This is a genomic window from Acinetobacter sp. YH12252 (assembly GCF_013417365.1).
GTDB classification, from domain to species: Bacteria; Pseudomonadota; Gammaproteobacteria; order Pseudomonadales; family Moraxellaceae; genus Acinetobacter; species Acinetobacter towneri.
This window is the reverse complement of the sequence record NZ_VPEA01000001.1, coordinates 417244-441311: the sequence shown is the minus strand read 5'-3', so window position 1 is coordinate 441311 and position 24068 is coordinate 417244. Positions and strand designations below refer to the sequence as shown.

The window sequence follows — 24068 nt, the reverse complement described above, 5'->3', positions numbered from 1 at the left end:
TGACCTATCAGTCAAAGCTTAATCTTGTTCAATAATTTCAAAATCATGGCTAATTTCGACGCCACCATCAGATAGCATTTTACTGGCAGAACAGTACTTTTCTGCTGAAAGTTCAACCGCCTTCGCAACCTGCTTTTCCTTGACAGCCTTGCCTTTGACCACAAAATGCAAATGAATTTTGGTGAACACGGCAGGGATGCTATCGGCACGTTCTGCTTTTAACTGACATTCAACATGCGTCACTTCTTGGCGTGATTTCTTTAAAATAGTCACAATATCGAATGAAGCACAACCACCAAGTCCCATTAAGATTAACTCCATAGGACGTGGACCACGGTTTTCACCGCCATATTCTGCAGATCCATCCATCACCACAGAATGACCACTTTCCGATTTGGCTTCAAAAGCAACGTTCTCTAACCACTGAACACTTGTTTGCATTGCAACTACCTAAAAAAAACTATAAATTGACACGGGTATTTGTACACTAACATAACTTGAGTTGATAAGGAATTTCATCTCTACTGTGTGACAAGTTCAGACTAGGTCTTGTGCGATCTATTATTTATCCATTTTCGGAACCGTTAGCATGACTTCAAACTTTTCACAGCTGAGCACTGATGCATTGTCCCCTGGACAACTGCCTGACTCAGTCAAAGCATTATTAAAACGTGCATACATCAACCGTTATCCAAAACGGACAACTATTGTTGATGCGGGGACTGAATCTAAATCGTTATATTTGATTTTAAAAGGTTCAGTATCAATTATTCTTCGCGAAGATGATGATCGCGAAATTGTTGTGGCATATTTGAATCCAGGCGACTTTTTTGGGGAAATGGGTCTGTTTGAATCGAATCCACAACGTACTGCAGAAGTTCGTACTCGTGATGTCTGTGAAATTGCAGAAATTACTTATGAAAACTTCCACGAACTCAGCAAACAATATCCTGACCTAAGCTATGCCGTTTTTGCACAGCTGGTACGTCGTTTAAAAAATACTACACGTAAGGTAACTGACCTTGCCTTTATAGATGTGTCTGGTCGTATTGCACGTTGCTTGATTGATCTTTCTGCGCAACCAGAAGCCATGATTTTGCCAAACGGTCGTCAAATTCGTATTACACGCCAAGAAATTGGTCGTATTGTCGGCTGTTCACGTGAAATGGTCGGGCGTGTTCTAAAAACACTTGAAGAACAAGGCATGATTGAAACTGATGGTAAAGCCATTCTGATTTTTGATGCTTCTTTGGAGCAAAATGAAGCCACTGATGGCGACTTTGATGACGAATAAGCCATCCACATGCTAAGCAAAAAGCAAATCTTCGGATTTGCTTTTTTATTGCCTGTATATAACTTATAGCCATTTTCAACTATAAAAATATAATTCTTACGACCATTACAAAGCATCAGCAATTTTAACTGCCACAAGCGGCTCAAAATGGTTTAGCCTCTTAGGACATGACTTCATAAAGACAATGTTAAGCGAGATGCTAAGATGCAATTTAGACCTTTGGCAAAAACAGGCATTCTAGTTCCAGAAATCTGTTTAGGCACCATGACATTTGGTGAACAAAATACCCAGCAAGAAGCCTTTCAACAACTCGATTATGCGCTAGAACGAGGCTTATATTTTTGGGATACCGCAGAAATGTATCCCGTACCACCAAAAGTAGAAACTCAAGGTGCAACTGAAACTATTATTGGCAATTGGTTACAACAACGTGGCGGACGTGACAAATTGTTTTTAGCCTCTAAAATTGCAGGCCCTTCGCAAGGCGGCAGTCATATTCGAGACGGCAAAACCCGCTTTAACGCAGAGGATATTCATTCTGCACTGGATGGCAATTTAAAACGCCTGCAAACCGACTATATCGACTTATACCAACTGCACTGGCCGCAGCGTCCAACCAACTTTTTTGGCAAACTTGGTTATGGCAACCAAGAAGCACAAAATACGCAAGAAGTAACCGACCTTGCTGAAACCTTAACCGCGTTGCAACAAGAAATTCAAAAAGGACGGATTCGCTATATAGGTCTGTCGAATGAAACCCCTTGGGGCACCATGAAGTTTTTACACTTGGCAGAACAATTAGGATTAAGTAAATTTGTCAGCGTACAAAATCCGTATAACCTGCTGAATCGTACTTATGAAATTGGTATGTCTGAAATTGCCCATTATGAAGGTGTTGGACTACTCGCCTACTCACCTTTGGCTTTTGGTTATTTAACTGGTAAATTCCGTCATGGCGCACGCCCTGCCAATGCACGTGTCACGCTATATTCACGTTTTAGCCGTTACAGTAATCCACAAAGCGAATGGGCAACCGAGCAATACGCCCAACTTGCAGAACAACACGGCTTGAGTTTGACGCAACTGGCGCTGGCATTTATCAAGCAGCAATTTTTTGTGACAAGTACCATTATTGGCGCGACCAATATGGCGCAACTCAAAGAAAATATTGATGCCTTTGACATCACCTTATCAGATGAAATTTTACAAGGCATTGAAGCCATTCATCGTCAACAACCCAATCCAGCGCCCTAATTTTATTTTAAGCACTGCTTTAAAATGAAATTAAAAATATGAACTCAGCAATAACTCATCATTTTTATGCTGTTTAAAGTCAAAAAGTCTTCATAAAAAAAGATGCGCATAAAACCATGCGCATCTTTTTTGTGTTTTATCTTAACCAGTTGAACTGGCTGAGGTCATCTTAACGACGACTTTGGTTATATAGCGCTTGTGCTGCTGGCAAGTTTTTACGCATTGCTTCAATACGCTGACTGTTCGATGGGTGAGTCGATAAGAAGGACGCACCGCCGCCACCTTCAAGCTTGTTCATTTTTTCCCAAAGGGTAATTGCAGCTTGTGGGTTATAACCTGCACGCGCCATCAGCATTAAACCACCCTGATCGGCACGACTTTCCAAATTACGTGAATATGGCAAGCCAATCCCAATTTGGGTACCCAATTGCGCTGCTGCTGCACCCAATTGACCAACGTTATTGCCTGCCGCACTTAAACCTACGTTCAAGGCAATATTGGTTAAAGCCTGTGCACCAATTTTACTTTTCGCGTGTTCTTCTAAAGCATGCACCATTTCATGCCCCATAATTGCGGCAATTTCAGCATCAGTTAAATTCAGTTTATTCACAATACCAGTGTAGAACACCACTTTACCACCAGGTGCGACAAAAGCATTGACTTGATCAGACTTAAGTACCGCCAATTGCCACTGGAAAGGCTGACCTGTTTGGTTCATTTGATTGGCATGTGGAATCAAACGCTGAAACACAGTATTGATACGTTTATACGTGGTGGAGCTTGTGTCTAACTGATTTTTATTGCGTGCGTCTTGCACCATTTCATTATAGCTTTTGGTTGCAGTTGCATTTAAGGTCGCAGTATCTGCACCCGCCATGTCTGCAACAGTCGTACACCCTGAAACTGTGATTGCGCCTGCGGCACATAAACTTAACATCAGTTTTTTGTTCATTATAATAATCTCCGCCTTGCGAGCTATCTTCATACCAATCAATTATATGAAATCAATTCAAGGCTTTAAATCTATAATCACTTCATAATCATATCATTTATGTAAACAACGCCTAAGCTGTGTACAGATTGTATGTCTGAGCGATCAATCACTACCCTAGTAAAGAAATTGATAACACAACCAAAATACTAAACAGAAAACATTTAAACCCAAGTAAATTTTAGACACTACTTCTACTTTTTCTTCCATTTCTGGATTTTTGCGTTTGTAGAGTAGGTAAGCATTTTGAATCAGAATCAGTGGCACCAAAATACAGGCAAAAATAACGCTTAAACCAATAAATGCCTGATACATAATATTCGGATCATGCTTTTGCGATAAAATCAGCATCATGGCAATGGTCGGTGCGCCGCCCATCGCAAACAATAAAGAATAAAAAATCGTACTGGTAATATTTTTATGCATCCTGCATAACCTTAATTAAATTTAATTTTCTAAAGCCATTGTAACAAGCCACCCTGCTCTGCACAGCGCCAGTCATCTGCAACTTTAGTCTTGAAAAAACAACTCACTCAGCATCATCTATAATGTTTCCAAAAATGAGTCGCTATTGAAACTGAAACAACAGCAATAAAAAGCCCCATCATTTAGACAGGGCTGAATACATCATCAGAGCTTAAATGCTATGCTAAAGCACAACGACTTAAGCATCAAATGGATGACGTAATACGATAGTTTCTGCGCGGTCTGGACCTGTAGAAATAATGTCGATTGGACATTCAATTAACTGCTCAAGACGTTTGATGTAGTTCACTGCATTTTCAGGCAATTGTTCTACACTGGTCGCGCCCACAGTTGATTCAGACCAACCTGGCATTGTTTCATAAATTGGCTTTAAGTTTTCGTATGCAAGCGCATCAGAAGAACCTACACAACCTGAATCGGTATTTTCATAACCTACGCAGATTTTGATTTCTTCTAAACCGTCCAATACGTCTAACTTGGTCAAGCAGATACCAGACAGTGAGTTTACATCGACTGAACGACGTAAAATTTCGGCATCAAACCAACCACAACGACGTTGACGACCTGTAGAAGCACCGAACTCGTGACCCACAGTACCTAAGTGTTTACCAATCGCATCACCTACGTCATTTGCTGCGTCATACACCAACTCAGTTGGGAATGGGCCTGCACCTACACGTGTGGTATAAGCTTTGGTAATCCCTAAAACGTAGTCTAAATGTAATGGACCTAAGCCTGAACCAGAGCTTACACCGCCCGCAGTTGTATTCGATGAAGTCACATACGGATAAGTACCGTGGTCAACATCAAGTAATGAACCTTGCGCACCTTCAAACATAATGTTGTCACCGTTTTTACGGTAATTATGAATTTCAGTCGTTACATCAACCACTAATGGTGCAATCACTTCACGCCATTGGTCACATAGCGCTAAAACTTCATCTAACTGAACTGCTTCAACACCGTAGTATTGTGTCAATTGGAAGTTGTGATAGTCCAATAATTCAGTCAATTGAGCGCGTAATGCTTCACCGCCACGAACCAAGTCAGCAACACGAATCGCACGACGTGCAACCTTGTCTTCATAAGCTGGGCCAATACCACGACCTGTTGTACCAATTTTGGCATTACCACGTTTTTTCTCACGTGCTTGGTCAAGTGCAATGTGGTTCGGCAAAATAAGCGGACAGTTTGGTGAAATACGTAAACGCTCTTTCACTGGCACGCCTTCTTGCTCCAAAATACCCATTTCTTTAATGAGTGCTTCAGGAGAAAGTACTACACCATTACCAATTAAGCACAGTACGTTTTCACGTAAAATACCTGATGGAATGAGGTGTAATACAGTTTTCTTACCACCAACCACGAGAGTATGGCCTGCGTTGTGTCCGCCTTGATAACGAACGACTGCCGCCGCCTGATCTGTGAGCAGGTCGACGATCTTACCTTTACCTTCGTCGCCCCATTGGGTACCAAGTACCACAACATTCTTGCCCATAATAGCCTCATTACATCATGCTGTTAAAATTGAAAACCAAGACCTGTAACATGAAACATGCCTTGGCGATTAAATTTTTTCGACTGTCCACTCACCATTTGCAAGAACCAATTGGTGCGTTGCGTATGGAACCGAGTTTAAATCATCATTGCCCAACAATTGAATTACACTAAAGCCTTGCGCACGTGTGTTTTGGATAGCCGCGATTAAATCAGGTTGTGAGCCTTTAGGCGCAACAACAACAGACGATGATTCAAAACGACCTGCACTTAATACAAACAAGTCACAAGAGAAACCTGTTGCAGGGCGCGCACGTCCGAAATGCTGACCAATGCCATCATAACGACCGCCTTGTGCCAATGGTGCAGCACGATTTGGCGCATACACTGCATACATTAAACCTGTGTGATAGTGATAAGAACGCAGCTCAACCACATCAATACCAATATGCAAGTTTGGCCAACGTGCCTGAATTTCAGCTTGTGTTGCTTTCACGGCTTCAAACGCTTGCTTAAATTCGGTATTTTCCAACACATCAGCACTTAAATGAGCCTGCAAAGCAGTTAAATCACTGGCATAGCGACCTAAAGCATAAAAATCTGAACCGAAATTTAAATCTTGGGTAAATTCTGCCAATTCAGGCAATGCTTTACGCTGATATAAATCTGACAATTGACGTTCAGTGGCTTTGCTTAATTCTGCTTGTTTAACCAAGCTACGGAACAAGCCGACATGACCCAAGTCTAAATGCACACCTTCTGCCAAACCTGCTTCTTTTAGCAAGCTGAGCATCAGATCAACCATTTCTACATCGGCATCAATGCTGTCTGAACCAAATAACTCTGCACCCAATTGCAATGGTGCACGTGTGGTATTAAAACCTTGTGGTTTGGTATGTAAAACCGTACCTGCATAGCAGTAACGTGCAATGCCATCTACAGGATGTACATGCGCATCAATACGCGCCACTTGTGGTGTCATATCGGCACGAACACCCAGCAAACGACCTGAAAGTTGGTCGATCACTTTAAATGTGGCAAGGTCTAAATCTTGATTCGATTCTGAAAGAGAAGATAGAGATTCAATGTATTCTATGAATGGCGTGTACACCAACTGATAACCTCGAGATGCGAGGAAATCCAGTGACTTACGACGCAAGCTTTCAATCACTTGCGCTTGTTCTGGTAATACATCAGCTACACCATCAGGTAATAACCATGTCTCTGAAATGGGCATGTTGTAAACCTAAATTCTTGTTTGCGCGGAACGAATCCGCATAAAAAAATCGGGAGCACACCCGATTTCTCCTAGTTTAGCATGATACTTTTGCTCATGCACCTGACTTTTTCTGAAATATGCGGTAAAAAATATGAATACACCACATCTTTCAAAGCCGTCATTTAAAAGTCCTGATTTGATTTGACCGCCTTTGCCAATAAACTGACCAACTCAGCATTTTGCATTTCAAGCTGTGCGGTTTTTTGCACAGTTTTATCGAGTGCATCTTGCTGAACTTGCATCTTTTTAGCCAAATCTTGCATAATCTCCAACGTCTTTTTTAGATGCTCTTCTAAATGTAATACTTTTTGCTCGACTTGCTGTTGATGCTGCACGTCGCTGCTGCTGTCTGCCTGATTTTTAAATTGCAACCAAATCAGAAAAATGACAGCAAGTGCCAGCAAAAAAATAAATCCCCACAATAAAATAATCATCATCCCACTACTCTATTTTCAATCTTATAGGCTAAATTTGCTATATTCATCAATGAATTAACTTCGGGTTTTCGTCTACACACCCATCACTATTACATGCTTTAGCGGCTTTGTATAGCAAACCGCATAAGCTAAAAATCACGCTACCCGCTGACTAAAAGATTCACACAAGTCGAGTAAACGGTTGGCATAACCCCACTCGTTGTCATACCACGCAAAAACTTTGGCTTGATGACCCACGACCATGGTTTGACTTAAATCGACAATTAAAGAATAAGGTGAATGGTTAAAGTCGCTCGATACCAAAGGCTCATCGGTCACTTGCATAATTTCGGCATAATCATGCGCTGCCGAAGCACACAACACCTGATTCAATTTGTGCACCGTAATTGGTGACTGAGAAATAAAAGTTAAATCAATAGCTGCAACATTAATGGTCGGTACACGAATCGAGTAACCATCAATCCGATCTGCCATTTTTGGCATGACTTGTTTTAATGCACCCAAGGCAGATGAAGTTGTAGGAATAATATTTTGCCCTGATGCACGCGCACGACGTAAATCACGGTGTGCTTGATCCAATACAGTTTGATCGGCTGTGACTGCATGAATTTCAGTCATTAATGCGGTATCAATTCCGAAAGCATCATCAATGATTTTAACTAATGGTACTAAAGCCTGCGTGGTACAAGATACGCTGGAAATAATTTGGTCGGTACTTTTGACTTCATGATGATTCACACCATAAACAATCGCAGCATCTACAGTATCGAATGGTGCAGCGCCAATAATCACACGTTTGGCGCCCGCAGTAATATGCTGCGTTGCCGCCTCGCGGGAACGAAACAACCCTGTGCATTCCAATACCACATCTACATTTAAAGCTTGCCACGGCAACTGTGCAGGTTGAGCCTGATTCAACACCTGAACTTTTAATTGCGCCAAACCTGCAGAAATATTCAAAAAAATCTGTTCATTTTCAAGGCTAATTTCCACCTGCCCTTTAAAACGACCATGGGTACTGTCGTATTTAAATAAATGAACCAAGGTTTCTACATCGGCAATGTCATTTATGGCGACGATTTCAAAATGAAAGTCTTTGGGATTTTCAAACCAAGCCCGCAGCACATTGCGCCCGATTCTACCAAAGCCATTGATTGCCACTCGTTGCATGACTGATCCTTTCATAATGAAATCAAAATTTAAGCACAGACTATGTTAATAGATTTTGAGGCCTTACTGAAAAAAATCAGATCAATTCTGCGAATTTTCACGCAATTTGTTGTTTAATTCGGCAAATCAAAAATATCAGCTTTGACTTTCTAGCTTACATTTACGTTTTCTTAAATTTTGTATTCTACTTTATGGCAGTTCGGCATACTCCGTGACCTACAGTAAACGCTTATTTTGAATGTAAATGTTCATCATCTTCTATTGCAAAGATTTATTCTGCGTAATCGCAACCAAGTTTGCGTCAGAATTGTCATCTATTCACACTAAAATGATTGGTGATAATGGCTTTTTCCGTTATAATTTGGCGTTTTTAAAATTTTAAGCCTGCATTACAGCAAAAGAATTATTTTTGTCAGACTGTCTTGCGTTTAGCCCAATCGGAAATTATGGAGTGACTTGGTTGTGAGTACTCGTTTTATGACATCAGCTGAAATTCGTGAAGCATTTTTGCGTTACTTTGAATCGCAAGGGCATACACGTGTCGCATCGAGTTCTCTAGTACCCGCCAATGACCCAACCCTGTTATTTACCAATGCAGGTATGAACCAGTTTAAAGACTGTTTCCTTGGGTTAGAAAAACGTGATTATGTACGTGCTGTATCGTCACAAAAATGTGTGCGTGCAGGCGGTAAACATAACGATTTAGACAATGTGGGTTATACCGCACGTCACCATACTTTCTTTGAAATGTTAGGTAACTTCTCGTTTGGTGATTATTTCAAACGTGATGCAATTAAATTTGCTTGGGAATTTTTAACCAGTGAACAATGGTTAGCGCTACCAAAAGACCGTTTATATGCCACGGTTTACCACACCGATGATGAAGCATTTGACATCTGGAACAAAGAAATTGGTTTAGATGCTTCTCGTATTATCCGTATTGGCGATAACAAAGGCGGCCAATATGCTTCAGACAACTTCTGGGCAATGGGTGATACAGGTCCTTGCGGTCCGTGTTCTGAAATTTTCTATGATCATGGCGATCATATCTGGGGTGGCTTACCAGGCACACCTGAAGAAGATGGCGACCGTTTCATTGAAATTTGGAACAACGTATTCATGCAGTTCAACCGCACTGCAGATGGTGTATTACACCCGCTTCCAGCACCTTCTGTAGATACAGGTATGGGCTTGGAGCGTATTTCTGCAGTATTGCAACATGTGAATTCAAACTACGAAATTGACCTGTTCCAGCACTTACTCAAAAATGCAGCACAGATTATTGGTTTAGACACGACTGCTCTTGAAGTAACTGCACAGCAAACTGGCAAGCCTGTAGACTACCCTGCTTCACTCAAAGTAGTTGCTGACCACGCTCGTTCTTGCTGCTTCCTAATTGCCGATGGCGTGAATCCATCGAATGAAGGTCGTGGTTATGTATTGCGTCGTATTATTCGTCGTGCAGTACGTCACGGCAACAAGCTTGGCGCAACAGGTTCATTCTTCCACAAAATGCTTCAGCCTTTAATTGAAGTAATGGGTCAAGCTTATCCTGAACTTGCAGCAAATCAAGCGCGTATTGAAGCGCAACTTCTAAAAGAAGAAGAACAATTTGCCAAAACGCTTGAGCAAGGTTTGAAATTGCTTGAAGGTGAATTGGCACAGCTTAAAGGCTCGGTCATTCCTGGTGAAGTGGTATTTAAACTATATGACACTTACGGCTTCCCAACAGATTTAACGGCAGACATTGCACGTGAACGCGACTTGACCATTGACGAAGCAGGCTTTGAAGTTGAAATGGCAGCGCAACGTCAACGTGCACGCGATGCAGGTAAATTTGCAGTTGACTACAACTCAATTGTAAAAGTTGAAGGTGAAACTCAATTTGATGGCTATGACGCAACGACTGGTCAGGGTCAAATTGTGGCTATTTATAAAGATGGCGAACAAGTCGATGAAGTAGTTGAAGGCGATGAAGCTTTAATCGTACTCAATCAAACCCCGTTCTATGCAGAAAGCGGTGGTCAGATTGGTGATACAGGTCTATTCAAAAACGAAACAGGTATTTTTGAAGTTCAAGACACCAAAAAATCTGGCGGTGCTTTTGTTCATCAAGGTATTGTTACCATGGGCAGTTTAAAAGCTGCGCAAGCGGTGGAAGCGATTGTAAAAGCAGACATCCGCGAAGCTACTGCACGCAACCACTCTGCAACACACTTATTGCACGCTGCCCTACGTCAAGTTTTAGGTGCACACGTACAGCAAAAAGGTTCGTTGGTTGCTTCTGATATTTTACGTTTTGACTTTGCCAATGACCAACCTGTGTCATTTGAACAATTGCAAGAAATTGAGCGTTTGGTAAATGCAGAAGTCATTGCCAATACCGCAGTTTCTACTGAATTACTGGATATTGAAGCAGCCAAAGCCAAAGGCGCAATGATGCTATTTGGTGAAAAGTATGGCGATGAAGTTCGCGTACTTTCTATGGGTTCAATCATTGAAGATAAAAACTTCTCCATTGAACTTTGTGGCGGTATTCACGTGAAACGTACAGGTGATATTGGTCTGTTCAAAATCATCTCTGAAGGTGGTGTTGCAGCTGGTGTACGTCGTATTGAAGCAATTACAGGCAGCAAAGCCGTTGAAGCCGTTCAAAAAACTGAACGCGATATCAACAGCATCAATGCTTTGTTGAAAGCACAAAAAGACCAAACTTTAGAAAAAGTGAATACATTGGTCGATACAGCATCTAGCCTTCAAAAGCAGATTGAACAGCTCAATCAAAAATTAGCGCACTTCCAAGCAGCTGAACTTTTAAGTCAAGTACAAGAACTTGCTGGACGTACCACGCTCATTACCACTGTACAAAATATGGATGCAAAATCACTGCGTAATTTGCACGACGGTGTAAAATCCAAACTCGACCAAGCAGTGATTGTACTTGCAGGTGTAGAAGGCGATAAAGTCAGCTTAATCGCTTCTGTTGCACCAGACTTTACTGCTACGATTAAAGCAGGAGACATCATCAAACACTTGGCTACAGAACTAGGTGGTAAAGGTGGTGGTAAACCTGATTTGGCACAAGGTGGCGCGCCACTTAACGAGAACTTTGCAACGGTGATGGCAGGTTTAACTGCTTGGCTTGCGGCAAAATAATCTCACTTTTTGTGTAACTGACCCTGAGCAGGTAAATTCGGGGTCATGGCTTATATGGAACAACTATGGCACTAATCGTTCAAAAATATGGCGGTACCTCAATGGGTACTCCCGAGCGCATTTTAAATGTTGCTCGTCGTGTGAAGCGCTGGCATGATCATGGCCACAAAGTAGTGGTTGTCGTTTCTGCCATGAGTGGCGAAACCAATCGCCTACTCGCTCTCGCGAAAGCCATTACCGAAACCCCTGATCCGCGTGAATTAGACCAAATGGTGTCTACAGGCGAACAGGTGACGATTTCGATGTTAGCGATGGCGCTGAATTCTATTGGCGTTGCAGCAAAATCACTAACTGGTCGCCAAGTTGGTATTCAAACTGACAGCGCATTTACCAAAGCACGTATTGAAGCGATTAATACTGACGTGTTAACTGAAAACCTAGACGCAGGCCGTGTGATTGTGGTTGCTGGTTTCCAAGGGTTTGATGCTGAAGGTAACACCACGACTTTAGGTCGTGGCGGTTCTGATACTTCTGGCGTTGCACTTGCTGCTGCATTGAAAGCCGATGAATGTCAAATTTACACTGACGTAGATGGCGTTTACACCACAGACCCACGCGTTGCACCAAAAGCCAAAAAAGTAGATCGTATTTCTTTTGAAGAAATGCTAGAAATGGCTTCTTTAGGTTCTAAAGTATTGCAAATTCGTGCGGTTGAATTTGCAGGTAAATACCAAGTACCTTTACGTGTATTATCAAGTTTTGATAATGACAATGATGGCGCATTCGACGAAGATTTTAAACAAAATGTCGGCACACTCATTACTACTGAATTGGAAGACAACATGGAACAACCTATCATCTCAGGTATCGCGTTTAACCGTGACGAAGCAAAATTAACTATTTTAGGTGTGCCTGATGAGCCAGGTATTGCATCTAAAATCTTGTCACCTATTGGCGCTGCCAATGTTGAAGTTGACATGATCATCCAAAACGTAGAAGAAGATGGTACTACCGACTTTACTTTTACTGTAAACCGTGGCGAACTTGCCAAAGCAAAATCAATTCTTGAAGCAACTGCCAAAGAAATTGGTGCACGTGAAGTCGCTACACGTGGTGACATCGTGAAAGTATCTATCGTAGGTGTAGGTATGCGTTCACACGCAGGTGTTGCAAGCAAAATGTTTACTGCACTTGCAGATGAAGGCATCAACATTCTAATGATTTCTACTTCTGAAATTAAAATTTCAGTCATTATTGAAGAAAACTATTTAGAGCTTGCAGTACGTACTTTACACACTGTATTTGGTCTAGATCGTGAAAGCGGTGAGTCTAGCGCACGCGCTTAATACGCCCCTGTCAGAAAATGTAATTGTCTGACAAATTTTGCGAAAAAGTACAAAAAAATAGAGCCACTATAGTTTTTTTTATAGTGGCTCTGTTATATTGAGCAACATGCTTTCATAAATTTTGGCAGCGCTGTATCTTATAAAATAAATAATGATACGTTCCGTTAAAATTTACTGGTTTTTATTTGGTTGTGACTTTTAAATTGCTTTAAAAATCAATGCAGGTTTAGCATTTTGCAAGGAGATAAACATGCTGATTCTGACCCGACGTGTCGGAGAAACATTAATGATTGGGGACCAAGTCAGCGTGACTGTGCTTGGTGTCAAAGGTAACCAAGTTCGTATTGGTGTAAATGCCCCGAAAGAAGTATCGGTTCATCGTGAAGAAATCTATCAACGTATTCAACACGAGCGTGCCATGCATGAGCATTTGCAACATTTAGATCAAGATTATCAACCTTCATTTGAAGAAGATAACTACTCGCAAAATGACTTTAATCGTTAAACGATTAAGGTAATTGAATATAAAGCGGCTCATTTGCCGCTTTAAATTTTTCTGCTGAATGCTTTTTAAAAACTCGCATCATTTCAGAGTTGCTCGCTGATTCGAAGCATGTAAAGACTATTTTACAGGCAACTCAGCACAAGTTTTGCATGAAAATTACTGTGAGTTTTCCATTAATTCTAAAGCTTTACGCACAGGTGCAAAACTACGTCGATGTGCCGCAATCACGCCATGCTGTGCAATGGCTTCAAAATGTGCTTTGGTTGGATAACCTTTATGTTTGGCAAAACCAAATTGTGGAAATGCTTGATCAAGCAATACCATTTCACGGTCACGCGCCACTTTAGCTAAAATACTGGCTGCCGAAATCTCTGCATGTAATGCATCTCCCCCAACAACGGCATCACAAGACATCGCTAAACCCTGCGGAATTTTATTGCCATCGACTAAGACATGCTCAGGTTGAATAGATAAGGCTTCCACCGCACGACGCATCGCCAATAACGACGCTTGCAAAATATTCAGTTCATCAATTTCGGCTGCAGATGCTTCTGCAATTGCCCAAGCCAAAGCCTTTTCCTGAATTTCAACAAATAACTTTTCACGCTTTTTTTCTGTCAGTTTTTTAGAATCATTTAAACCTTCAATCGGGTTATTCGGATCTAAAATAACTGCCGCAGCGACAACAGAACCCACTAAAGGCCCACGCCCTGCTTCATCTACACCTGCAATTTTCATCATCTTTTTCCAGAAAAAATAGGCTGAAATCTTCAGCCTATCTTACGATGCGAGTCACAACGCACCATTTTTAATTTTACAGAATCGGTAAAACTTATCTTACTGCTTCTGCCACACATGCATTAATGGTTCTTGATACTGCATTGCTCACAATGGTTGCACGTGCAGCAGGGTCAATTGCTGCAGTGGCTAAATCTACTGCAGTCACATTTTGTGGTGCTTTTTCACTAACACAACCACAAATTTCCGCTTGAACATTTTGCTTTTGCGTTGGTGTCATAACACGTGTCGCAGTGTGCCATGCAGGAATGTTGTTTAATTCAGTCACACACTTGGCATTAATTGCAATTTTAATCGCCGCCATACCCAATTGTTGAGTTGCTGTCGGTGCAGTTGTCGTTCCTGTAGTAGTACCTGTAGTGGTGGTACATGCAGATAAAACCAAAGCGATAGGTGCCAATACAGCGAGTAGTTTTTTCATGGATATTTCCTGTATTTAATATTCAAGTCATTTGAGTGAAACAATGCCGCTATTGTGCCTAAACTTGTTTGACGAAGGAATAGCTTTTTGCAATTTCTACATTCATGTGCTTAGGCTTAAGGCTAGGGGCTGTTGACAATTTTTCTATGTTTGCGACAACGCATATTTTTTAGCTGATATAAGGCATGAGGTAGGAAATTTAGTCATTCTAAATGACTGACTCATAACGCAATAGCAGCAAAAAATATGCTTGTCCTGAAAGGCTGTGGCTAAAACTTTCTCAGATTGCGTTATGAAACTTGGCAATAGTCTCGCTATTCCCTGCGTTTCATGCCTGATCTGCTCAGTTTTAGCCTACAGCGCAAACTATTTATGAAATATCAACAGCCCCCTCAAGAACGCTATTTTTTTTGCAGCGTTGCAGATTTTCAACACTCCGTTGCAGGTGGATACTTTTTTCGCTACATGCTGTTGTTTAGCATGCAAGCACACTATTCGCCTGAAACACAACATGAACAGTTCTCATTCATATTACACCCGTACCGCACAAGTTTTACATTGGCTCATGGCGATTATTTTTATTGGTGATTCGCTTATTTTGGCGTTACACCCACCCTGCGCCACAACTGCCTGACAGCATGTCACCGTTGATGAAAACACTAGCGCATTTAGGACATCTAGGTCTGTATTTTATGCTGATTGCGATTCCAATCACGGACTGTTTGTTTAGCTGGAGCGTGGGTAAACCTGTGCCTGTGTTGTATTTATTTGAAATTCCAGCCTTGGTGGATAAGAACCCCGAACTATTAGCAATTGTTAAACCTGTGCATACTTATTTGTCATGGTTTGCAGGGGCAATGGTGGTTGGGCATATGCTTGCAGCACTTAAACATCACTTTATAGATAAAGACGATGTATTGCGTAGTATGACGCAACAAGGTAAATAATTTTTAAAGCTTGAGTTTAAAGCGATTCAAATCGTTCTCCCACAAAAAAGCAGCTTAAATTAAGCTGCTTTTTTGTAGTCTAAGCTAATCTAAATTCAGTTTAACTCATCCCAATGCTTGAATTTGCTCAATCCATTTTTGCTTTTCTTCAGCCGAAATAAATGAAGCTTCAAAAGAATTAACCGCCAATTGTTTTAATTCAGCATTGCTTAAATCTAAAGCTTGGCTAATAGCAACAAAGTTATCATTCATATAACCACCAAAATAAGATGGATCATCTGAATTAACTGTCACTTTAACACCCTGCTGCAATAAACGGCGGATGTTGTGCTGTGCCATATCATCCACTACGCATAGCTTTAAATTACTCAATGGACAGACCGTGAGCGGCATTTTCTCTGCAATTAGACGTTGCATTAATACAGGATCTTCTTCAGAACGCACACCATGATCAATACGGTTTACTTTCAGTAAATCTAATGCTTCCCAAACATATTCGGCTGGCCCTTCTTCGCCTGCATGTGCCACGACTAAAAAGCCTGCTTCACGTGCTTTGGCAAAGACACGTTCAAACTTTGAAGGTGGATGTCCAACTTCGCTTGAGTCCAAACCCACTGCGATAATTTGATCTTTATAAGGCAAAGCCTGTTGAAGTGTGGCAAATGCTGCATCTTCGCTTAAATGACGCAAGAAACACATAATTAAATTTGAACTGATGCCTAATTTTGTTTGCGCATCATCACAAGCACGTTGTAAGCCATTAATCACGGTTGCAAATGCCACACCACGCTCGGTATGGGTTTGCGGATCAAAAAACATTTCGGTATGTACCACACGGTCTTCAACACATTTTTCAAAATATGCCCAAGCCAAATCGTAAAAATCTTGCTCATGCACCAACACTTGTGCGCCTGCATAATAAATATCTAAAAAAGACTGCAAGTTATGAAAGTTATATGCTTGTTTGACTTCTTCTACGGACTGATAAGGGATGTCTATTTGGTTGCGCTGCGCAATGGCAAACATCAATTCAGGTTCAAAAGTACCTTCAATATGCACATGCAATTCTGCTTTAGGTAATGCACAGATTAGCTCAAGTTGATTCATGTTCTGTCCTTTTTGCTATTTTATGGGAGAATATTAAAAAATTGATCAAAATAAAAAAGGGTGCAAACTGAGTTTACACCCCTTTTCAGTTTAAGAATATTAACCGCCAAACATGGCAAATTTTAATGCCCAAAGTGCAGCAATAATCCACACCATATAAGGTACAGACTTGGCTTTGCCAGTGAGTAGTTTAATCAGCGCATAGCTAATAAAGCCCATAGCGATGCCATCGGCAATAGAATAAGTAAATGGCATGAACACGACTGTTAAGAATGCAGGCACGGCTTCGGTGATGTCATCCCAATCAATATGCACAATGCCTTGAATCATCAACACACCCACAAATAACAAGGCAGGTGCAGTCGCAAAACCTGGTACCGATTGCGCAAGTGGTGCCAAGAACAAACAGGCAATAAACAACAAGCCAACAATCACTGCGGTTAAGCCTGTACGACCACCCGCTGCAACACCTGCAGATGATTCAATATACGGCGTTGTTGAAGATGTACCCAATGCCGCACCTGCAACAATTGCAGAAGAATCGGCAAAAAGTGCTTTTTTCAAACGGGGTAATTTACCATCTTGCAACAAGCCTGCACGGTGTGAAACACCCACTAAAGTACCTGTAGAGTCGAATAAATCGACTAAGAAAAATACGAAAATTACGCCAATTAAACTTGCTGTAAATAGACCTTCAAAGTCCATTTGCATAAAAGTAGGTGCAATAGATGGAATTTCACCAACCACACCTTTAAATTCGCTTAAACCTAAAGCTGTTGAAATAGCAGTCAGCACCAAAATACTGATGATAATTGCACCACGTACTTTAAAGTGATGCATTACTACAACCATTAAAAAGCCAAGTAGCGCTAACAGTACTGATGGTTGTTTTAAGTCACCCAAGCCCACCAAAGTCGCAGGATTATCAACAATAACACCTGCATTTTTTAGGGCGATTAAAGCTAGGAATAAACCAATACCACCGCCAATGGCTAGTTTTAATGACATGGGAATGGCATTAACAATGGCTTCACGGATTTTAAACATGCTAATGGCAATGAAAATAATCCCTGATACAAAAACTGCAGCCAAAGCCGTTTGCCAAGGCACACCCATGCCTAAACAAACCGAGTAAGTGAAATAGGCGTTTAGCCCCATGCCTGGTGCGAGTGCGATTGGGTAATTGGCAACAATTCCCATCACCAAGCAGCCAATAGCTGCGGCTAAACAGGTGGCGACAAAGACAGCTCCATGATCCATTCCTGTTTCAGATAAAATCATCGGATTGACAATAATGATGTAACACATGGTTAAGAATGTGGTTACACCCGCCAAAATCTCGGTACGGAATGTGGTCTTGTTTTCGCTTAATTTGAATAAGCGCTCAAGCATTCCCGCTGAGGATGGATTAGGAGTCGTCATGACCTAGCCCCTGTAAATAAACTGAATTTGCAGCATGACGCAATTTTAAGTCAGCACTTAAAAGCCTGTGTCAGTTGCGGCAATGGATTTGCCCAATGAGCATGTAAAATTACATGAAAAAGATAAACTTAATTCACAATCAAGCATTTGATTTTATCAAAATCAAAAATTCGGAATGCTAAATAAAAAAGCCGCATAAATTTTATGCAGCTTTGTTCATCTTTTTTTTACTTCAGTCACTCTCAAAAGTAATGCCTTTGAGTTGTGATGAAGCAGTTTCAATTGGCAAATTATACCATAGGGATTTTTTAAAAATTCTAGTTTTTTGAATTAAAGATAAAATTTTACGATAAAGTGAAGCACACAAAAGTGTGATGAATAAAGCAATTACCACACATTATGTTAGAAATTTCTACGCTTATTCTGTGACTTGCAAAATCTGTGGTGTAGCCGCTTCTGTTTTTTCTAGCGATAAATTTGCAGATTCAGTCAAAACTCGGTTCAGTTCTGCCTGCTTTCGCGTTTCCTCTTCCAAGTAAACGAGATAACCTAATAAAACGACCAACACCACCAAAACTGGCACAAGAATGTGTTTCATGTCATTTACTTTTATTGAACAATTTTCATACATATTAGCAAAAATTATGCGCGGTGTAACTCTTAATACGCCCCAGTCAAAATTTGTGCTTCAGCGATCAAACTCAATCTATTACATTAAGCCATTGTATGAATGGTATTTTTAAAACGTTTCCAAGATACATAGAAAAATGTTGTTGCAATTGCGATTAACCATAGAAAGGAAGGCCAGACCACATCCAATCCTGCATTTCGGTATAAAATTGCTTGCGCCAATGTTACAAAATGCATTGTCGTTGCAATCAACATGATATTTTGAATAATTTCTGGCATGCTTTCTCGTGGTGTACTTGCCCCAGACAACATTTGCAAGGGAATCAGAATAAGCATCATCAGCAAACCGAATTGCGGCATCGATTTAGACACGGTTGCCATATATATACCCATTGAGGTTGTTGCAAATAAGGTCAGCAAGGCTCCAAAGAAAAATAACAGCAAACTTCCTTCTATGGGTACCTGTAATGCCCCCTGCACCACTACTTTTAAGCCTAAAAAAGCTGCTAAAAGCACCACAAGGCTCATCGATAAAACCTTTGCCAGCATAATTTCAAAAACCGTGACTAGCATAACCGTTAAATGCTTAATGGTGCCATGTTCTCGCTCACGAATCAGTGCACAAATGAAATGTGGAAAGAGGCTTCAAAGCTCTAGTGCAAAATAAAAACCAATTAGTGCAAAATAAGCCGAAAACTTACATGTGTACACCACTGTGTACATATTTTTAAACTATAAGCGAATTTATGTATCTTTAAGAAAAGCAATAAAAAAGCCCTAAATCGTTATAATTCAGAGCTTTATTACTTATATGAAGTTATGTAACAACATATAATTTTAATGTATTGGTAGGCATATCCAGACTCGAACTGGAGACCTCTACGATGTCAACGTAGCGCTCTAACCAACTGAGCTATACGCCTAAAGTGCTTCGCATCATATTCAGTTTTGATTTTTAAGACAAGTCCTTTCTGTGTTTTTTCAACACATCCGAGCAAGTTTTAAGCAAATCAAAAAACACCTGCTCTGAAACACGGTCATGTTCAGGCGCATAAGAATATTGTTGATAGCACACGCCTAAACGCTTAAATGCCTCTTGTTCATTTGCATCTACCTGCGCTGCTAAACGCTGCATCCACACACTCACTGTTTCTGCATCCTGTTTTTGCAACTGAGCGGGCAATCTTTTAGAAAATTTGTCTAAGGCACGATTTATGCGAGAACCTTGCTGACGTTTTTTCCAAAAAATCCAGCCAAAATACCCTGCTAAGATCATGAGAATACTTGAAACCAACACCGCTGCCAAAGCATAGTTTGAGTGCAGCCCTAAGCGTCCAAACCAGTGACGCTGTGACTCGGCATCATAACCCACGACCTTGCTTTGCCATTGATAACTTGCATAATCACTCCACACCCGTAAAGAACGAATAAAATTAGAATGTTGGTATTGCCACATTTGTGTGTCAGCACCCAAAACGGCCCGATCATCTGCCATTAGGTTTTGCATACCATCATCTATACGTTGAGGTGCAATGATGGCTGTCGGGTCTATGCGTACCCATTGTTGATTGAGCAACACTTCTGTCCAAGCATGTGCATCTTGCTGTCGTACTTCCCAGCTTTGTCCATCGGGTGCAAGTTCCCCACCCTGATAGCCCACGACTACACGCGCTGGAATCCCGACATAACGCATCAATAAGGCAAAACTTGAGGCATAATGTTCACAAAAACCTTGCTTACTCTGAAACAAGAATTCATCGACTCGGTTTTGTCCGAGCATTCCAGGTTTTAAGGTATAACTAAAGCCATTATTGCGATACCACTGCAATACATTCTGCACGTAGCGTTCAGGTTGTTGCTGACTTTGAGCAAACATCTGCAGGGCAAATTGCTGAGCTTTTGGGTCAGATTGCGTCTGTACCTGAACATTTAAACGCTGGCTAAAGCGTCGATAACGCTCGTTCTGTGCATCATCCCCTTGAATACGTGCAGATTCCCCAACCCACTGCAAAGCAATCGGTTGAATCCGACCATTTTGACGCTGTGGCACCATACTCCAATCACGGCGTAATACATAACCGTGTTGATTCGGTACAGATTTTTCCAGCGCCATAATCCACTGTGCACGTGGGTCTGCTGCAATATATTGATACTGAAAATCGACTTGCTCTGGCTGTAATTGTGCTGCCTGAACGGGTTGTTGATTGCTAAAATTGCTTGTCCATGTGCGACCATCATATTGATCAAGTACCATCGCCCGCCAATATAGTTTTGAACGTGGCGGCAGTTGCTGCATATTCCCCACAATACGAAATGCCAAAGCAGAAGATTGTGATAATTCGGCAATATCGCCCGGTGACATCGTGTCACTAATACCTGTCACGCCTTTGGCATCAGGAATAGGTACATGCCACAATGGCGGTAAACGTGGAAAGAATAAAAACAATAATAAAAAGAATGGCAAAGCGTATGCGATAAACTTGGCGACATTTTTAAGGTCATGCTTTGCATCTTGCCTGCTCGAATGACGCGACGCATAATCTGAAAATGCACTTTTTTGAATCCGATATAACCCAATTAAACAACTGATTAAACATAGAATGACCAACACGGTCATCCACATGCTCTGGCTGTATAAAAATGAACTGGCGCTCACAAAAAGCGCAAAATTAAATAAAATAATCAGGTCGCGCTGAGTATGACTTTCTAAAGCTTTGGCAAACAAAAAGGTGCTTAATAAGGCAACCCCTGCCTCTACACCAATCAGGCTTTTATAACTCAAATAAATGCTGGCTAAGGCACAACAGGTCAATCCATAAGTCCAAACTTTAGAAATACGCGCTGTCTTGTTTTTATAGTGAAGATACAACAGCAACAACATGAGTCCGAAAATGACACTCAATGCCACAGGGCTAAACAGCATGTGAGCAGCCAAAATTAAGATCAGGCTAAGCAGAATAGATTGCTGAATCGAATTGTGCATGATCATCAAGCCTGTGCCAAAAGAATTTTTGCCTGTTTCAACTGCCGCTCGCCTACGCCTTTTTCAAGGGTCGCATGCGGCAAAAACATCGCATAATTCAACTGTTGTTGTTCACATTGTTCAACTAAGCCCATCATCAAACTTAGTTTTTCTTCGTGGGTCGGTGCAGGCATGTGTTCATAGTGAATGTCGATACTCTGTTGATCCTGATATTGTTCAAAAACTTTCACATATAAGCCCTGACCGCGTGCCGCTTGCTTCCACGACACGGCTTGTAAGGAATCGCCCAATTGAAAATCACGCAGCTCACGAAACTCGTCTAAATCGGGTTGAAAGCTGTGTTGATGCTGTTTATTCTCTGCGCTATACATGGCGGCTTTGGGTGCCACCCACGCGGTACGTGACAAATTCAAATAAGTCCACGCACGTACCAAGCCAAAAGGATAAACCGAATAAATGTGTAAATAAGGATAATGAAACTGCCCACGTTGCGCTGCAAAAAATGTCAACACATACTGCTGCTGAGTGTCTTGAATAAGAACCTTTTCTAATTGATGATCGGCTTTAATCCATAAATAGCGTGCCTGCGCGACCTCTTGTTTGAAATGCAATTGTAATTGCAATACTTCACCTACTTGCCCAACTTCGGTGGTCACAATTTCAATCTCTAATTCATGCAGCTGCTTAAAGGTCAAATAAAAACTGATACATAAAATGGCACTGATCAAAAAGCAAAAGCCTAAAATCAGGTTATTGCCATAATTCACGCCTGCAATAAACGTGATCAAAATCAGCACTAAATACAGATAGCCCTGTTGGTAAATAAAAACCAAAATATCTTTTTGTTTTAAGGCCTTGTGTCGATCAAATTTAAAACGTGTCTTGATCCAGTTTTGCCATGCCTGCTTAAACATGCGTGTACTAACTCACTTTAACCTGTTGCATCACATACAAAGTTTCTGCCTCACTCAATCCAATACGATGTGCAGCAACTGCCACAAATACCGCTTGAATATCATCGGCAGTGACAAAACTACGTTGCTCAATTAGAGCATGTGCTTGTGCTGCTTTTTTCAATGCCAAAACACCACGGGTAGATAATCCGTGACGCGCTTTACGGGTTTCTGTGGCTAAGTCGAGTAAGTAATCTAGCGCGGTATCTGACACATAAATTTCCGTGACCAATTGCTGTAAATTTAAAATTTCTGTTTCAGTAAAAATATGGGCCAAACTGGCAATCAGCGCATGTCTGGAGTTTTGTTGCAGCAACATTTTTTCAGCAAAACGCGATGGATAACCCAAAGACAGACGCATTAAAAAACGATCAAGCTGTGATTCTGGCAGCGCATAAGTACCACTTTGAAACAGTGGATTTTGTGTGGCAATCACCCAAAAAGGTTGCGGCAAGCTATAACGCACACCATCCACCGTAACCGCGCCTTCTTCCATCGCTTCCAACAAGGCACTTTGGGTTTTAGGCGAACAACGGTTAATTTCATCTGCCAATAAAATTTGGGTAAAAATAGGGCCTTGCTTAAACTCAAATTGATGTTCTTTTTGATTAAACATATTCACGCCAATCACATCACTGGCCAGCATGTCATTGGTAAACTGAATACGCTGAAATTGCAGACCCGCCAAGTGCGATAAGGCACTCGATAAAGTCGTTTTACCTAATCCGGGTAAATCTTCAAAAAGCACATGCCCGCCCGCCAACAAACAACTTAACGCCAATTTGGTCTGCTGTTCTTTATCTAAAATAATGGTATTAATTTCAGTCAAAAAAGCCTGAATTTTTCCAGCATAAGATTCAATCTGTGCATTGAGCTGTTGCTGCGCTTGCGTCAGTTGTTGTTTTTGAACTTTTTCTGTACCCCAAATCACAGTAAATCCCCTTATCCCCAATAAAAAACGGCGCATGTTTAAACATACACCGTTTTGCTAAATTTCCAAAGAAATCCTCGAGATATTCTAAACTGCCTAAAAAAGTAAGTTTTAAACAGCTCGTATCTCTATACGTTTCCATCGTGATACGGGATTAACACGGACACTTTTTCAAACCACCTTTTGCCGATGGATAACGCGCATCGACACAGTAGCGATAAAAAGTCTTCGGATCCATGGCTTCTAAATCTGGATGATGCTTACGCATGTGTTCCAAATAATTCTGATAATCGGGTACACCGACCATTAAACGAAAACTTTGTTGCAAACGCTGCCATAAAGTAGCGATACGCGACCAGTTTTTCGGATTCAGAATCAAATCCTTTTGCGACATGATGGTCATTTTAATGATGTTGTAAATCACCGTTTTACTCTGTTGGGCAAATTTAAGCTTAATCATG

General features: G+C 41.2%; 21 protein-coding genes, 1 tRNA gene and 2 pseudogenes. 6 read left to right on the top strand and 18 right to left on the bottom strand.

Features of this window, described 5'->3' with window-relative positions:
- Positions 1-18: 18 nt before the first annotated feature.
- Entirely contained in the window at positions 19-441 is a 423-nt protein-coding gene (locus tag FTV28_RS02145) for an OsmC family protein (protein WP_004971563.1), read from the bottom strand.
- A gap of 148 nt (positions 442-589) precedes the next feature.
- Between FTV28_RS02145 and crp the strand changes: the two genes are divergently transcribed.
- The gene (gene crp, locus FTV28_RS02140) at positions 590-1294 is read left to right on the top strand and encodes a cAMP-activated global transcriptional regulator CRP (protein ID WP_167845925.1); all 705 of its coding nucleotides are present in this window, start codon (positions 590-592) and stop codon (positions 1292-1294) included.
- Between the two features lie 204 nt (positions 1295-1498).
- Positions 1499-2548, top strand: a complete 1050-nt coding sequence (locus FTV28_RS02135; protein WP_179989325.1) for an NADP(H)-dependent aldo-keto reductase — start codon at positions 1499-1501, stop codon at positions 2546-2548.
- Between the two features lie 169 nt (positions 2549-2717).
- Here FTV28_RS02135 and FTV28_RS02130 read toward each other — a convergent pair whose 3' ends face one another.
- From FTV28_RS02130 to FTV28_RS02105, 6 genes are all read right to left on the bottom strand, one after another.
- Positions 2718-3500: a M48 family metallopeptidase gene (locus FTV28_RS02130; RefSeq protein ID WP_004971571.1), complete on the bottom strand. Its 783-nt coding sequence runs from the start codon at positions 3498-3500 to the stop codon at positions 2718-2720.
- 156 nt (positions 3501-3656) lie between these two features.
- A complete protein-coding gene (locus FTV28_RS02125) occupies positions 3657-3965 on the bottom strand; it encodes a hypothetical protein (RefSeq protein WP_004971573.1) in 309 nt (102 codons plus the stop codon).
- Between the two features lie 238 nt (positions 3966-4203).
- Complete coding sequence (locus FTV28_RS02120) at positions 4204-5523, bottom strand: adenylosuccinate synthase (RefSeq protein ID WP_004971574.1); 1320 nt, start codon at positions 5521-5523, stop codon at positions 4204-4206.
- A 69-nt stretch (positions 5524-5592) separates the two neighbouring features.
- On the bottom strand, positions 5593-6759 hold the full coding sequence (locus tag FTV28_RS02115; protein WP_096901061.1) for an ATP phosphoribosyltransferase regulatory subunit: 1167 nt from the start codon (positions 6757-6759) through the stop codon (positions 5593-5595).
- A gap of 164 nt (positions 6760-6923) precedes the next feature.
- Entirely contained in the window at positions 6924-7238 is a 315-nt protein-coding gene (locus FTV28_RS02110; protein WP_004971580.1) for a hypothetical protein, read from the bottom strand.
- Between the two features lie 135 nt (positions 7239-7373).
- Positions 7374-8408 (bottom strand): type I glyceraldehyde-3-phosphate dehydrogenase, encoded by a 1035-nt coding sequence (locus FTV28_RS02105; protein WP_179989324.1) that lies wholly within the window; start codon positions 8406-8408, stop codon positions 7374-7376.
- A gap of 462 nt (positions 8409-8870) precedes the next feature.
- Between FTV28_RS02105 and alaS the strand changes: the two genes are divergently transcribed.
- The 3 genes from alaS (at position 8871) to csrA (ending at position 13415) form a co-directional block, all read left to right on the top strand.
- Positions 8871-11564, top strand: a complete 2694-nt coding sequence (alaS, locus tag FTV28_RS02100; RefSeq protein ID WP_179989323.1) for an alanine--tRNA ligase — start codon at positions 8871-8873, stop codon at positions 11562-11564.
- A 65-nt stretch (positions 11565-11629) separates the two neighbouring features.
- Positions 11630-12910: an aspartate kinase gene (locus FTV28_RS02095; protein ID WP_004971586.1), complete on the top strand. Its 1281-nt coding sequence runs from the start codon at positions 11630-11632 to the stop codon at positions 12908-12910.
- A 250-nt stretch (positions 12911-13160) separates the two neighbouring features.
- A complete protein-coding gene (gene csrA / locus FTV28_RS02090; RefSeq protein WP_004971589.1) occupies positions 13161-13415 on the top strand; it encodes a carbon storage regulator CsrA in 255 nt (84 codons plus the stop codon).
- A gap of 156 nt (positions 13416-13571) precedes the next feature.
- Here csrA and rnhB read toward each other — a convergent pair whose 3' ends face one another.
- The gene (gene rnhB / locus FTV28_RS02085; RefSeq protein ID WP_004971591.1) at positions 13572-14153 is read right to left on the bottom strand and encodes a ribonuclease HII; all 582 of its coding nucleotides are present in this window, start codon (positions 14151-14153) and stop codon (positions 13572-13574) included.
- A 94-nt stretch (positions 14154-14247) separates the two neighbouring features.
- Positions 14248-14634 carry a hypothetical protein gene (locus tag FTV28_RS02080; RefSeq protein WP_004971594.1) on the bottom strand — a complete coding sequence of 129 codons (387 nt, stop codon included), beginning with the start codon at positions 14632-14634 and terminating at the stop codon, positions 14248-14250.
- A gap of 511 nt (positions 14635-15145) precedes the next feature.
- On the opposite strand from FTV28_RS02080, the pseudogene FTV28_RS02075 reads away from it, so the two are divergent.
- A pseudogene (locus FTV28_RS02075) lies at positions 15146-15581 on the top strand (cytochrome b).
- A gap of 105 nt (positions 15582-15686) precedes the next feature.
- Here the strand turns inward: FTV28_RS02075 and FTV28_RS02070 are convergent.
- The 9 genes and pseudogenes from FTV28_RS02070 to FTV28_RS02030 all read right to left on the bottom strand — a co-directional run bounded on the left by FTV28_RS02070 (position 15687) and on the right by FTV28_RS02030 (position 24067).
- On the bottom strand, positions 15687-16688 hold the full coding sequence (locus FTV28_RS02070; RefSeq protein WP_179989322.1) for an adenosine deaminase: 1002 nt from the start codon (positions 16686-16688) through the stop codon (positions 15687-15689).
- A gap of 99 nt (positions 16689-16787) precedes the next feature.
- The gene (locus tag FTV28_RS02065; protein ID WP_096901065.1) at positions 16788-18110 is read right to left on the bottom strand and encodes an NCS2 family permease; all 1323 of its coding nucleotides are present in this window, start codon (positions 18108-18110) and stop codon (positions 16788-16790) included.
- Between the two features lie 418 nt (positions 18111-18528).
- Complete coding sequence (locus tag FTV28_RS02060) at positions 18529-18708, bottom strand: hypothetical protein (RefSeq protein WP_004971601.1); 180 nt, start codon at positions 18706-18708, stop codon at positions 18529-18531.
- A 116-nt stretch (positions 18709-18824) separates the two neighbouring features.
- A pseudogene (locus FTV28_RS02055) lies at positions 18825-19361 on the bottom strand (ABC transporter permease); the annotation flags it as partial.
- 225 nt (positions 19362-19586) lie between these two features.
- Positions 19587-19663: transfer RNA gene (locus FTV28_RS02050), tRNA-Val, on the bottom strand.
- A 32-nt stretch (positions 19664-19695) separates the two neighbouring features.
- Positions 19696-21723, bottom strand: a complete 2028-nt coding sequence (locus tag FTV28_RS02045) for a DUF3488 and transglutaminase-like domain-containing protein (RefSeq protein WP_179989321.1) — start codon at positions 21721-21723, stop codon at positions 19696-19698.
- Between the two features lie 5 nt (positions 21724-21728).
- Positions 21729-22637 carry a DUF58 domain-containing protein gene (locus FTV28_RS02040; RefSeq protein WP_154320866.1) on the bottom strand — a complete coding sequence of 303 codons (909 nt, stop codon included), beginning with the start codon at positions 22635-22637 and terminating at the stop codon, positions 21729-21731.
- Positions 22638-22644: 7 nt separating this feature from the next.
- The gene (locus tag FTV28_RS02035; RefSeq protein ID WP_096901148.1) at positions 22645-23604 is read right to left on the bottom strand and encodes a MoxR family ATPase; all 960 of its coding nucleotides are present in this window, start codon (positions 23602-23604) and stop codon (positions 22645-22647) included.
- A 157-nt stretch (positions 23605-23761) separates the two neighbouring features.
- Positions 23762-24067 carry a YbdD/YjiX family protein gene (locus FTV28_RS02030; RefSeq protein WP_004971610.1) on the bottom strand — a complete coding sequence of 102 codons (306 nt, stop codon included), beginning with the start codon at positions 24065-24067 and terminating at the stop codon, positions 23762-23764.
- Position 24068 lies beyond the last annotated feature (1 nt).